A 13,022-nucleotide genomic window follows, 5' to 3' on the forward strand; every position below is an offset into this window, starting at 1 on the left:
TATGTCTTTGTTGATGCTTCGCTATGTGGTGCTGCTTGTTTGCTGCACCCTCATCGCGAGCAGCACCTTCAACCCCTGGCAAATTCACTCTCCTAACGCACGCCAGGCGCAGCTCTCTGTACTTAAACGCAGCCCGCAGAGTTTTTACCTTGATGTCCAGCGGGCGAAATTACACCTGCCTGAGTTACCAGACGACACGGTGTTAGCACTGCGTCAGCTCGGACACCCTGAGGCGGCGTTTGAATGGGCGCTTCGCCAAGTCATGCAGGGGGAGCTTCATACGGCACTGCTGTTGGCCAGTGCGCACTGGGAAGCGGTCAGTCAGCACTCCCGGCGGCGTTTATTAGAATCACTTATCGGTGCAGAGGCGGTATCTGAAGTACAGCAGTTGGCTTCTCAATTTACATTGCCTCACCCGTATATGACGCTGTCACGGATAATGCAGGGAGCACCGGCCAGTACACTGAGCGGCGCTGACCTACAGGCGCTGAAGATAAAAACGCTTGATGAGATCAGTTGGGGGAGCACTCAATGTGCCCGGCGGGTAGTGATGCTGAGCGATTCGTGGCAGGGGCTGAATAAGCTGACACAACTGAAAGCGCAGTATCTCGGAGCACCGTTGCCGTTTGCTGGCAGTTATTGTTTTGCCGATCCAGTGTATTTGGGGGCAGACTTACAGTGCCGGTTAAAAGCGCAGAAGTTCGCCTTCTGTGACTTGTTGACATTACCCGGCAGAGCCAAATGGTCATCGGCTGATCATCTGGTGCTGATGACGACGCACGGCGATGCCAATGTCAGCCGGGGTGTGATGACCTTGAGCCTGAGCAGTGACTATAATGTGTTTATTCATGAGCTGATGCACTTTAGCGGCTTTGAAGACGAATACGCCATTGGCGAATCAAAAGCTCGCTGGTTATGTGCAACTCCCGGGCTGAAAGCGCCTAATTTATATGTTGGCCATCAGCCGCCTGAAGGCTGGTATCCCAGTCGCAGTTGCGAGGCTGGGCTGTTACCCGCCTATAAGCCACAGCAAGCGATGTCTAACATGCAATATCAGAGTCTGGCTTTGACCAAGCGTTACAAAGCGCTCTGGCTGTTGGCATTTCAGCAACAAAGAAATAAACCCACCGACTTTCAGCAATTTATTCAGGTTAGATTGGCCGCAAAGGGTTAAAAGCCGAGTTTATTTATGAATTTAATCTGAATTGTTTGTAAATGTTGGCTAAAATGGCAGCGTATAGATCGAGAAAGTCTAGACAACTCAAATACTAATCAAGTATAACTGGTAAGCGTTATGTGTGATAAAAACGTGCGCTAAATAAATCAGATAGTCTATGCATAACACTAGCTACATACTGCGCGCTGTTCCGTTTATTTACGGTTATTGAAGATAAAAGGTTTTCTTTATGACATTGCTTTGGATACCCTTGCTATCCTTATTAGGCAGTTTACTCTCATCATTAACAGGTAAACTATCCCGCAATCAATCGACTGCGGTGACTTTACTTGCGCCCGGATTGGCACTTGCGTTGGCCTGCTATTTGGCACCCGACGTATTCGCCAATGAACAGCTGCGTACCACCATAGAGTGGATCCCGCTGTTGGGCTTGGAACTCTCATTCCGCTTAGATGGTTTATCACTTCTGTTCGTTTTCCTAATCCTGGGAATTGGCGTACTGGTGATCTTCTACGCGCGTTACTACCTCAGTAGTAACGACTCTATGCCCAAACTCTACGCTTACCTAATGTTGTTTATGACCGCCATGCTGGGCATTGTGATGTCTAACAACGTATTGCAACTCTGGCTGTTCTGGGAATTAACCAGTATCAGCTCATTTTTGCTGATAAGCTATTGGTGGCATAAATCCGAAGCCCGTAAAGGGGCAAAAATGGCGCTGGCGATCACTGGCGGCGGTGGTCTGGCACTGTTAGCCGGTCTGTTGCTGATAGGTGACATTGTTGGCAGTTATGACCTGGATATTATCCTGGCCAGTCGTGAGCTTATTCAGGCTCATGGCCTGTATGAACTGGCATTGATCCTGGTATTGCTGGGGGCGTTTACTAAGTCTGCGCAATTCCCGTTCCACTTCTGGTTACCTCATGCCATGGCGGCACCCACGCCTGTGAGTGCTTACTTACACTCGGCAACTATGGTGAAAGCCGGTATTTTCCTGCTTGCGCGTTTTTATCCGGCACTGGCCGGAACGGAAATTTGGTTTATTCTGGTTGGCCTGACCGGTCTTGTGACTTTGCTGGTAGGTGCTTACATCGCTTTGTTTAAGCATGACTTGAAAGGGCTACTGGCATTCTCGACCATCAGCCATTTAGGTTTGATCACTTTGCTGTTGGGTCTGGACACCGAACTGGCAACGGTGGCAGCCATCTTCCACATCATTAACCACGCGACCTTCAAAGCGTCGCTGTTTATGGCAACGGGCATCATAGATCATGAGACCGGTACGCGGGATATGCGCAAGCTCAACGGCATGTGGCGATTTATGCCGTACACAGCAACGCTGGCTATGGTCGCTGCAGCCTCTATGGCGGGTGTTCCGCTGTTGAACGGCTTCTTATCAAAAGAAATGTTCTTTGCTGAAACCTTGCACCAGCAGTTGCTTGGCTCAATGTCCTGGCTGATCCCGATTTTGGCAACCGTTGCCGCTGCCTTTTCTGTGGCATACTCAGCGCGTTTTATCCACGACGTATTCTTTAACGGGGAGCCGGTTGGCCTGCCTAAGGAGCCGCACGAAGCGCCACGCTATATGCGTGTGCCTATCGAAATTTTGGTCGCACTGTGTCTGATTGTGGGCATGTTCCCGGGCTTTATCGTTAGCGACATCCTGAATGTGGCATCGGCTGCTGTGCTAGGCACAGAGCCGCCGCAGTTTAAGATTGCAATCTGGCATGGTTTTAATCTGCCCCTGCTGATGAGTGGTATTGCAGTGTGTGGTGGTTTACTCATTTATACTCAGCGCCGCTACTTATTTGCGTTCCAGGCTTCGTTGCCGCCTATCAATGCGAAAAAAGGCTTCGAACATGCCATGTATAAGGTGGTGAGCTGGAGCCGCGCCCGCATTGATGCCATTGAAAATGGTTCATTGCAACGCTATCTGATGCTGATGCTGATGGTGGTGATGTTAAGCGCTGGTTGGCCGCTGTTCGAGATGAGTCAGCTGGTAGGCGAAAATAAACCGACTCCTATTGATGTGCACAACGCCATTGGTGCTAGCCTTCTGATGATTGGAGCCATTGGCACGGTGATCTGGCATCGCACTCGAATGGTTGCCTTGTTGATGATCTCGGTCGTAGGCCTGATGGTGGCGGTGGCGTTCACCCGTTTCTCTGCGCCGGACTTGGCCCTAACTCAGCTAACGGTAGAAGTAGTCACTATTATTCTGTTGATGCTGGCTTTATTTTTCTTACCACAAAGAACACCCAAAGAGAGCAGCTCGGTGCGCGTGTTGCGCGATTTAGGTATTGCCTCTGCGATTGGTGTCATTGTAGGAAGCATTTGCTATGCCTTAATCACACGTCCTTTGAGTTCAATTTCCGACTTCTTCCTTGCCAATGCGAAGACCGGCGGTGGCGGTACCAATGTAGTGAACGTCATCCTGGTTGATTTCCGTGGCTTTGACACCTTAGGAGAGATCACCGTGCTTGGTATTGCTGCGTTGGGTATTTATAAGCTGTTGATCAATCTGCCACTGTTTATGCCGGGTAGTGACTCAGAAGGTCGCCCATGGGCGAAAGAGCGTTATCCTATTCTGTTAGCCTCTATCTCACAGAGCTTGTTGCCGCTTGCCTTGCTGGTGTCGGTTTATATCTTCTTGCGTGGTCATAACCTGCCGGGTGGCGGCTTTATTGCTGGTCTGGTAACCGCGATTGCCTTTATCTTGCAGTATATCGCACACGGGTCGAACTGGATCTCAGAGCGCTTTACGCTTAACTACCGGAAGATCATAGCTTCGGGCATTGCGATAGCCTTGATTTCTGGCTTAGGTAGCTGGGCATTTGACCGACCGTTCCTGACCAGTTGGTTTGATTACTTTGATTTGCCGGTGATTGGTGAGATTGAGCTTGCCAGCGCATTGGTATTTGACTTGGGTGTGTATATTACGGTTGTTGGCGCGACTTTGATGATCCTGGCAAGCCTGGGTAAGTTGACAGCCAATGCACCTAAAGAAGAGGTAAATATTTAATGGAGCTATTGTATTCATCCTGCGTAGGCTTGTTAGTCGCCTGCGGTGTGTTCCTGATTTTACGAGCCCGCACCTTTCCGGTGGTCTTGGGCCTGACGATGCTGTCGTATGCAGTAAACCTATTTTTGTTTGCATCAGGCAGACTGACGATGAACAAAGCCGCGGTTTTGGGCTTTAGCGACGGGTACGCTGATCCCCTGCCGCAGGCATTGGTTTTAACCGCGATAGTGATCGGCTTTGCTATGACGGCATTTGTGGTCATTCTCGCTATCCGCGGTCGTGCAGATTTAGGTAATGATCATGTCAATGGCAGTGAAGTACCTGCAACTTCTCGTAACGCTGGTTCTCAGCGTAAGGAGCAAGGTAAAGCATGACGCAGCATTTAACTTCATTGCCAGTATTGTTGCCAATGCTGGCCGCTATTTTTATGTTAATGCCGCCCTGTGGCAAGAACCTCAGAGCGCGCCGCATTGTCTCGGTTGGGATGGGCGTGATCACGACAATAGCATCGGCAATTTTGCTGTTGATGACGCAGGAGCATGGTACTTCGGTTTACGCCATAGGTAACTGGTCTGCGCCGTTTGGTATCGTGTTAGTTGCCGATCCACTATCGGCCTTGCTGGTCACTCTAACGTCTTTCCTGGGCTTGGTCTGTGGTCTGTACAGCTGCGCCGGCGACGATGAGCGCGGCAGTTTTTTCCACCCGTTGTTACACTTCCTGGTGCTCGGGGTTAATGGGGCTTTCCTTACGGGAGATGCGTTTAACCTGTTTGTATTTTTCGAAGTCTTGTTAATTGCGTCATATTCTTTGCTAATGCACGGTGGAGATAAGCGCAACACGCGAGCAGCTTTGCAGTATGTGATCTTAAACCTGGTCGGCTCGTCCGTTTTCCTGATTGCCCTGGGGATCTTGTACGGTACATTGGGCACGCTGAATATGGCTGATATGGCACAAAAAGTAACGCTGCTGCAAGGCGATGATGTATACCTGGCTAAGATAGGTGGCTTGTTGCTGTTGGTTGTGTTTGCTCTGAAGGGCGCATTGCTTCCGCTTCACTTGTGGCTGCCTAACACCTATTCGACGGCAATGCCAGTAGTGGCTGCGTTGTTCGCAATCATGACCAAAGTAGGTGTGTACTCCATGATGCGCGTATACACCCTGATCTTTGGTGAAGAAGCGGGTGAACTAAGCCACATGGCGCAAAACTGGCTCTGGTGGCTGGCCATGGCAACCATAGTAATGGGCGCTATCGGTGTATTAGCGAGCCAGGATTTACGTAAAATGGTTGCGAATTTAGTGGTTGTATCTGTGGGTACCTTGGTTGCTCTGGTGGCTGTTCAAAGTGTACAAAGCAGCGCGGCTGCCGTGTATTACCTGGTGCACTCGACCCTGGTTAGTGCAGCTTTGTTCCTGTTAGCTGATCTGATCGCCAGACAAAGAGGCAAAGTAGCAGACAGGATCACCGCAGGCCGGCCAGTTGCACAACCTTTATTCCTTGGCGGCGCTTTCCTGATTGCCGCGGTCGCGGTCATTGGCATGCCGCCTCTATCCGGCTTTGTGGGAAAGATCTGGATTTTAAGGTCGACTCTGGACACACCTTATGGAAACTGGTTCTGGCTGGTTTATCTGGTCGCAAGTTTGGCCGTTTTGGTATCTGTGTCGAAAGCGGGCAGCACCGTTTTTTGGCACCACACCGGTAAGAGCGAAAGCGAACAAGAGCGGGCTCATCCTGCACAGATCTGTGCCGTATTATTACTGGTGATGTGCGCGCCGCTAATGGTGATTTTTGCCGGTCCTCTGAGTGAATATGCACTGCATGCAGCGCAGGAATTGCATGACTTCACGGGGCTACTGCAGGACGTGTTGGGAGGAGTGAACTAAATGCGTTTGGAAGCTAAATATAGATGGTTGCCGACTCCGTTTCGCAGCCTGATGTTGTTTGTTGTTTGGTTGCTGCTAAATAACAGCGTAGCGCCGGGGCACTTGATTTTGGCGGCTATCCTGGCCGTCGCCATTCCCCTTGTCACTTTTCCGTTTCGGACTAAACAGCCTTTGGTATTGAAGCCAGGCAAAGCTTTGCAATATCTGTTGCTGGTTCTGTACGATATTTTGATGGCAAACATTGAAGTTGCAATCAAAATTCTGGGACCGACACGAAAGTTGAAACCCGCGTTTGTGAAAGTGCCAATTGATTTGGCTCAGTCCATGCCTATTACGATCCTGGCGAGTACGGTATCGCTGACACCGGGTACAGTGAGTGCCGAAGTTTACCCCTGGCCTGAAGACATGGCTGATGGGGCTGAGCCGCAACAGCGTTACTTACTGATCCATGTGCTGGATCTGGATGACGAAGCGGCCTTGATCGAGACGATTAAAACGCGTTATGAAAAACCCATTAAGGAGATCTTTGCATGTTAGAGACGGTGATTTTGATTGTCTTTGCGATGATCGGTGTATCTTTGCTACTAAACTTGTGGCGACTTGTTGTTGGGCCTTCTATTCCGGATCGCATTCTGGCATTGGATACCATGTACATTAATACCATTGCGCTGATAGTGCTGTATGGCATGAATATGGGCACTTCGCTGTATTTCGAGGCTGCTCTATTAATTGCCTTGCTCGGCTTTGTCAGCACGGTTGCAGTATGTAAATACTTGCTGCGCGGCGATATCATTGAATAGGGGAAGCAGATGATGGAATGGGTTATTTCATTTTTATTATTGTTAGGCGGCAGTTTAGTCTTAGTTGGCTCCATAGGCTTGGTCAAAATGCCTGATTTTTTCATGCGCCTGCATGGGCCAACTAAAGCAACAACACTCGGTATGGCCTGTCTGTTGTTCGCCGCAATGGCTTATTATGGCTTTTACGGTGAAGGCGTGAGTGTAAAAGAAGTGCTTATTTCTATGTTCTTGCTGATTACCGCGCCTATCAGTGGATATATGCTGATTAAATCTGCGATTCATCACAGGTTAGATAGCATTGAGTCTACCCGTGGTAAAGATAAGATTGAGGAAGACTGAGTTTCCTTTTAATACCGAGTCGCTGTTCAACAGCGACTCTTTTTCTAGTCAACAAACCCTGTTATACGACCTGCCTGAATTTCTGATACTGTTATACCTTGTTCGTTTACACTAAATTAGTTCAATTAATGTACTATTATTGTTTGGTGTAAAAAAAATCGCGGATTAGTGTAGTCATAATTACTTAAAGCTGTCATTTTAGAATACCCAAAAAAGCGAAACTTTTGCTAAAGTTATCTAAATAAACAACCATTTGTGAGTGTTTTATATGCAGCATATGTCCATCAAGAAGAAGCTTATCCTGTTTGTGATTACGCTGGTTACCGCCCTCGTTGCCTTGTTAGTAACAACCATGTGGATAAACCTGCAAAAAGAGAACAAAACGCAAAGTAAACAGCTCAGAGAGCTGGTTTATCAGGAGATAAGAACCGGGCTAACAGCGCAGGGACAATATTATGCACAGCAGGTAGCTGAATTTATCAATTCGGCTTATCGGGTGCCATACACATTAGCAGGTGCGCTGAAAGAAACCTCAGTTAGCGAACCTCTTGCACGTAACCAGGTACAAGACCTTGTTGCAGGTGCATTGAAACAAAACCGATTTGTCTCTTCCATGTATGCCCAGTTTGAGCCCAATGGCTATGATCGACAAGATCAGGCTTATACATCCGGGGCCAGCCACTCGGCGCCAGGCGACGGTACGCTGGAGCTATATTTTACCCGAGATGCAAGTGGCATCACCCAGCACCAAATTGAATCGGCTGCCGACAAATATTTAGACAAGCGCAACGAGTTTGGGCTCAGGGAAGCCGAATGGTATCTGTGCGCGCGCGACAGTGTTGCCCCTTGTATTATGGAACCTTACCTGTACGAAATCTCTCCGGGCAATAAAATGTTGATGACCTCATTAACTGTGCCAGTTGATGCCAACGGGCGTTTTCAGGGGCTGGTCGGGGTAGATGTGAACTTACCTGTGTTTCAGCAGTTGGTCGATGAGTTATCTGAATCTCTTTATCAGGGACAGGCAAAAGTTTCTTTACTTAGTAAACTTGGGCTGGTTGTGGGTGCCAGTCACTACGATAAACTTGCCAGGCCACTGAACGAATCCGTAAATCCCAATGTGGCTGAGCAACTGCTTAACTTACACCAACAGGGTGGATTTAGCGAAATAGGTGATATGCTTGCGATTGCGGTGCCTATTGAAATCAAGCTTGCTAACACGACCTGGTCTTTAGTCATTGAATTACCCAAAGAGGTTGCGCTGGCTTCTGTCACTCAGATAGAGCAACAGATAGAGGAATCTACCAACTCATTAGGGCGTTGGATGCTGTTTTTGGGTACTGTGGTTGCGGTTGTGGCGCTTGGACTTGCTTTGGTACTGATCAATACCATTATTGGTCCGCTCACCTATATTGAAAAGCGGGTAGAGAGCCTTGCTTCCAGTGAAGGCGATCTAACTCATAAACTGGAAGTGAGTCATCATGCTGAGTTGATCTCTTTGGCCAACGGCTTCAACCGCTTCACCGATAAACTAAGAAGCATGATAGTTGACCTCAAAGAACTGGCAGAGGAGTCTTATGCTCAGTCGCATAAAACCACTGAGGCCGCGATTAATATCAAAAACAAGGTTTCTAATCAGCATCTTGAAATAGACAGTGTTGTTACAGCGATTAACGAGTTAAGTGCAACGGCAACAGAAGTGGCCAGAGCATCAGAAAAAGCCGCCTCAAGTACAAACCATGCTGTTGAAACGGTGCAGAGCAGCGAACGTAGCATAGTAAAAACGACAGAAACGGTTCAGCAAATTGCCGAGCAGGTCCTGGAAGCCAAAAACGCATTCGGGAAAGTCTCTGAGCGCAGCGGAGACATTTCTAAGATTTTGGATGTGATACGCGCCATTGCTGAACAAACCAACTTACTGGCGCTTAATGCCGCAATTGAAGCCGCGCGGGCAGGTGAGCAAGGGAGAGGCTTTGCAGTGGTTGCCGACGAGGTACGGGCATTGGCGTCAAAAACACAGGCCTCAACGGATGACATCAGTAAGCTGATTGATAATCTGCAAAGTGAAGTCACGGGCTCCGAGCAGATCATCGAAAGAACGGTTAGCCAAGGTGGGCAGGCGGTTTCATACTGCCAGGAGTCTGCCGAGTTAATGAGTAGCTTAGTGGGCGAACTAAGCAGTATCTCAAATGAGGTAACACAAATCGCGACCGCAGCAGAAGAGCAAAGCATGGTGACTGAGGAGATCAGCACCAATACAACAGGTATATCAGATGCGGCAGCTGAGTTGTCTGGTTTTGCCGATGAGGTAGAGCAGGCGGCGAGTGCAATGACGTATATAGTGGAGCAAAAGCACAAGCAGTTAAATTTACTGAAAACCTAAGTCCCGCTCCAGTCACTATGTCCGATCGAGTCAGCTCTGGTAATTACTGCCAGAGTTGACTATCATAACTGTAAATACATACAGTTGTTCTGAAGAATGAAACTTTATATTGCCGAAAAACCTTCTCTGGGCAGAGCCATTGCAGACGTATTGCCTAAGCCACATAAAAAGCATGATGGTTATATTGAAGTAGCCAATGGAGATTGTGTCACTTGGTGTATTGGTCATTTGCTGGAGCAGGCCGCTCCCGAGGACTACGACCCTAAATACAAAAAATGGCAAATGATGCATTTACCTATCATCCCAGAGCATTGGCAGTTCAAAGCCAAACCCAAAACCAAAAAGCAACTCAGTGTGGTAAAAAAACTGATCAAGCAAGCCGACAGTCTTGTCCATGCGGGTGATCCTGATAGGGAAGGTCAGTTACTGGTTGATGAGGTATTGCAAGAAGCAAAGCCGTCGGCATCTAAAAAGCAAGCCACTGAGCGACTGCTGATCAGCGATCTAAACCCTGCGGCAGTCAAGAAGTCGCTAAACCAAATGCGTACGAACCAGGAGTTTGTACCTTTAAGTGTGTCGGCTTTGGCCAGAGCAAGGGCAGACTGGCTGTATGGTATGAACCTGACCAGGGCGTATACCTTGGTCGGGCAAAAAGCAGGATTTCAGGGGGTGTTGTCAGTTGGCAGAGTACAAACGCCAGTCCTTGGTTTGGTTGTCAGGCGGGATATGGAAATAGCCAACTTTGTTTCTAAACCGTTTTTTGAGGTGCAAGCTCTGGTAAGAAAAAGCGACGGGGCAGAGTTTAGTGCCAAGTGGCAACCCAGTGAGGCATGTCAGCCATATATGGATGAGGAAGGCAGAGTGCTGGTTAAAGGGCTGGCAGAAAATGTCGCGTCAAGGATCCAGGGGCAGGACGCTCAGGTCAAAAAAATTGATGCTAAGCCAAAGAAGCACAACCCGCCTTTACCTTATAACTTATCGGCACTACAAATCGATGCCAACAAACGCTTTGGTATGTCGGCTAAACAAGTGTTGGATGTTTGTCAGGCGCTTTATGAAAGACATAAACTGATCACTTATCCCCGATCGGATAATCGCTACCTACCGAAGGGGCACTTTGGCGAGTCTAAGCAGGTATTGGATGCGGCACTAAATAACCAGGGGTTGGAAGAAGATAAAGTTGCGGGCGCAGATCTGAGCCTGAAAAGCAAATGCTGGAATGATGCAAAAGTTGAGGCGCACCACGCCATCATTCCGACAGCAAAGAAGCTAAAGACGGCCCAGTTAGGCCAGTACGAGCAGCAAGTCTACCAGCTCATTTGTACTCAGTATCTCGCGCAGTTTTATCCTGCTTATCAGTATACAGAAACCAAAGTGGAGCTAGAAATTGCAGGCGGAGTGTTTGTTGCTAAGGCGGAGCAGATCATCGACCTTGGTTTTAAACGCTTATTTAAAGTGGAAGAAAAGAAACAAGTTATGTTGCCTCAGCTGGAAGTTGGCGAATTACTTCACTGCTTTAAAGGAGAAGTCATCGAGAAACATACTCAACCCCCCAATCACTTTACAGAAGCCACATTATTAGGCGCCATGACTGGCATCGCCCGATTTGTGTCGAACGCTGACATCAAAAAAGTGTTGAAAGAGACTGATGGGCTCGGTACAGAGGCAACCAGAGCCGGAATTATCGATTTATTATTTAAAAGAGGCTTTTTGCAACGTAATGGTAAAAGCATTAAATCAACTGAACTAGGCGCAGCGCTAGTCAAGACACTTCCCGAAGATCTCTCTTTGCCAGACCGAACGGCACTGTGGGAGTCACAACTGGCGAAAATCGCAATGAAAGAGCAAACCTATCAGACTTTTATGCATCCCCTTGAAAATGAAATAACAGGTATTATTGAACGCGCGAATACGAGTGACAGTTCCATATTTAGCGGCCTGAAAAGTGGTAAATCAGGATCGAGAGGTTCATTTTCTAAAAAAAGAACTAAAAAGCGCGCAAGTACTCTGAATGGTCGTCGAAAGTCGGCGGCTTAATCGGATTTTATATTTGCCTTGTAATTGGTATGGATGTCACCATATAGATAGTCAAATATCACAGCTGGTTTGAACATGGAAAATAAAATCTTACTTACACCGGAAAACATTCAACAGGTGTTGGCATCTTCGGATCCTGAAAAGCTCGTATTAATGACGTTTTTTAGCGCCCAGGAACCAAACTGTATTGCACAAGCTGATATTCTCGATGCGCTTGCTCAGCAATATCCAAATAATATAGTGGTCGCTACGGTCGATTGTGATCAACAACAAATGCTTGCTTCTCAGTTGGCACAACAAGTGGGCCTTCAGGCGTTACCAACTTTGGTAGTGCTGAAAGGCGGTACGCCTGTAGATGTTCTACCAGGTGCGAAAACACAAGAAGAGATTTCCAAGGTTTTGTCGGCGCACCTGCCTTCACCTGAACTGATCTTACTTGATCAAGCCAAGCAAGCGCTTGCTAATGGCGAACTGAATGATGCCTTTGCACTGGCAAAGCAGGCTTATGGTGTTGCAAAAGATAACCCAAGAGTTTTGCTGGTATTTGCAGATATCTGTATTCAGATACAAAAAGTAGAAGAAGCGGAGGCGCTATTAGCGTCTGTCCCGGCGCAAGCACAGGATGCCTACTTCACTAACTTAAAGTCAAAGCTGGAACAAGCAAAAGAGGCTCAGGAGTCACCTGAACTTAAGCGTCTTATGGTTGAAGCTGAAGCTTCACCAGATGATTTATCTATATTATGTCAACTGGCTCAGGCTCAGGTCGACGCAGGAAAGAAAGCCGATGCATTGGAAAGCTTGATATCTGTGCTAAGAAAAGACATGAACTTTGGAGACGCCAAGAAGGGCTACCTTGATATCATTGCGTCTTTACCCGAGGGCGATGAAATTGCGGCTCGCTACCGACGAAAACTCTACAGTCTTTTGTATTAATTCTTTTCTCTAATAAAAATGGCGCAAAAAAGCGCCATTTTTTCTTGCGTCTCTTCTCAAATGTACAATACTTAGATCCCCTAGCAGTTAAATTGTGTCAAATAGGTGAATATTTGATGACAAAACAGGTGGTTTTGTCGTGTTCTGTATGTAAAGTGGACGAAAGGCGAGTTTTTCTCACTTTTCTTCAAAAAAAGGGTTGCGCTGAGTTTCGATTTCCCTATAATGCGCATCCACCGACACGGGGCGCTCGCTACGACGTAGAACGCTGAAAAGCAACGAGCCAAGTGATGGGAAAGCCAAACGGAAAGCTTAATTAAGAAAAATTAAATTTTCTAGTTGACTTTAAAAGTGAAGCGGTTAATATGGCGCTCCACTTCGCAGCAAGGCTGCGGTAACTAACCAAGGTTAGTTACTTTGTTCTTTAAAAATATGAAGCAATCATCTGT

General features: G+C 47.7%; 10 protein-coding genes. All 10 read left to right on the forward strand.

Features of this window, described 5'->3' with window-relative positions; all coding sequences use genetic code 11:
- Nucleotide 1 precedes the first annotated feature (1 nt).
- On the forward strand, nt 2–1,174 hold the full coding sequence (locus L1285_RS17855) for a hypothetical protein (RefSeq protein ID WP_235413538.1): 1,173 nt from the start codon (nt 2–4) through the stop codon (nt 1,172–1,174).
- A gap of 232 nt (nt 1,175–1,406) precedes the next feature.
- On the forward strand, nt 1,407–4,199 hold the full coding sequence (locus L1285_RS17860) for a monovalent cation/H+ antiporter subunit A (protein WP_235413539.1): 2,793 nt from the start codon (nt 1,407–1,409) through the stop codon (nt 4,197–4,199).
- A complete protein-coding gene (locus tag L1285_RS17865) occupies nt 4,199–4,573 on the forward strand; it encodes a Na+/H+ antiporter subunit C (RefSeq protein WP_046005481.1) in 375 nt (124 codons plus the stop codon). The genes L1285_RS17860 and L1285_RS17865 overlap by 1 nt, the downstream gene beginning before the upstream one ends.
- Nucleotides 4,570–6,081, forward strand: a complete 1,512-nt coding sequence (locus tag L1285_RS17870) for a monovalent cation/H+ antiporter subunit D (RefSeq protein ID WP_235413541.1) — start codon at nt 4,570–4,572, stop codon at nt 6,079–6,081. Before L1285_RS17865 ends, L1285_RS17870 begins: the two co-directional genes overlap by 4 nt.
- A complete protein-coding gene (locus tag L1285_RS17875; RefSeq protein WP_235413542.1) occupies nt 6,082–6,618 on the forward strand; it encodes a Na+/H+ antiporter subunit E in 537 nt (178 codons plus the stop codon). It begins immediately after the preceding gene.
- A complete protein-coding gene (locus L1285_RS17880) occupies nt 6,612–6,881 on the forward strand; it encodes a K+/H+ antiporter subunit F (RefSeq protein WP_010385043.1) in 270 nt (89 codons plus the stop codon). Before L1285_RS17875 ends, L1285_RS17880 begins: the two co-directional genes overlap by 7 nt.
- 9 nt (nt 6,882–6,890) lie before the next feature.
- The gene (locus tag L1285_RS17885) at nt 6,891–7,220 is read left to right on the forward strand and encodes a Na+/H+ antiporter subunit G (protein WP_046005478.1); all 330 of its coding nucleotides are present in this window, start codon (nt 6,891–6,893) and stop codon (nt 7,218–7,220) included.
- A gap of 268 nt (nt 7,221–7,488) precedes the next feature.
- Nucleotides 7,489–9,603: a methyl-accepting chemotaxis protein gene (locus L1285_RS17890; RefSeq protein WP_235413543.1), complete on the forward strand. Its 2,115-nt coding sequence runs from the start codon at nt 7,489–7,491 to the stop codon at nt 9,601–9,603.
- 96 nt (nt 9,604–9,699) lie between these two features.
- Entirely contained in the window at nt 9,700–11,640 is a 1,941-nt protein-coding gene (locus L1285_RS17895; protein WP_235413544.1) for a DNA topoisomerase III, read from the forward strand.
- A 75-nt stretch (nt 11,641–11,715) separates the two neighbouring features.
- Nucleotides 11,716–12,573, forward strand: coding sequence for a tetratricopeptide repeat protein (locus L1285_RS17900; RefSeq protein WP_235413545.1), 858 nt, complete (start codon nt 11,716–11,718; stop codon nt 12,571–12,573).
- Nucleotides 12,574–13,022 lie beyond the last annotated feature (449 nt).

The sequence above is a fragment of the Pseudoalteromonas sp. DL2-H2.2 genome (assembly GCF_021532535.1).
GTDB lineage: Bacteria > Pseudomonadota > Gammaproteobacteria > Enterobacterales > Alteromonadaceae > Pseudoalteromonas > Pseudoalteromonas rubra_A.

What these genes read in the sequence shown, in the direction of transcription:
- L1285_RS17855 (WP_235413538.1), top strand. Translation starts at nt 2, where the DNA reads ATGTCTTTGTTGATGCTTCGCTATGTGGTGCTGCTTGTTTGCTGCACC.
- L1285_RS17885 (WP_046005478.1), top strand. Translation starts at nt 6,891, where the DNA reads ATGATGGAATGGGTTATTTCATTTTTATTATTGTTAGGCGGCAGTTTA.
- L1285_RS17890 (WP_235413543.1), top strand. Translation starts at nt 7,489, where the DNA reads ATGCAGCATATGTCCATCAAGAAGAAGCTTATCCTGTTTGTGATTACG.
- L1285_RS17895 (WP_235413544.1), top strand. Translation starts at nt 9,700, where the DNA reads ATGAAACTTTATATTGCCGAAAAACCTTCTCTGGGCAGAGCCATTGCA.
- L1285_RS17875 (WP_235413542.1), top strand. Translation starts at nt 6,082, where the DNA reads ATGCGTTTGGAAGCTAAATATAGATGGTTGCCGACTCCGTTTCGCAGC.
- L1285_RS17860 (WP_235413539.1), top strand. Translation starts at nt 1,407, where the DNA reads ATGACATTGCTTTGGATACCCTTGCTATCCTTATTAGGCAGTTTACTC.
- L1285_RS17900 (WP_235413545.1), top strand. Translation starts at nt 11,716, where the DNA reads ATGGAAAATAAAATCTTACTTACACCGGAAAACATTCAACAGGTGTTG.
- L1285_RS17865 (WP_046005481.1), top strand. Translation starts at nt 4,199, where the DNA reads ATGGAGCTATTGTATTCATCCTGCGTAGGCTTGTTAGTCGCCTGCGGT.
- L1285_RS17870 (WP_235413541.1), top strand. Translation starts at nt 4,570, where the DNA reads ATGACGCAGCATTTAACTTCATTGCCAGTATTGTTGCCAATGCTGGCC.
- L1285_RS17880 (WP_010385043.1), top strand. Translation starts at nt 6,612, where the DNA reads ATGTTAGAGACGGTGATTTTGATTGTCTTTGCGATGATCGGTGTATCT.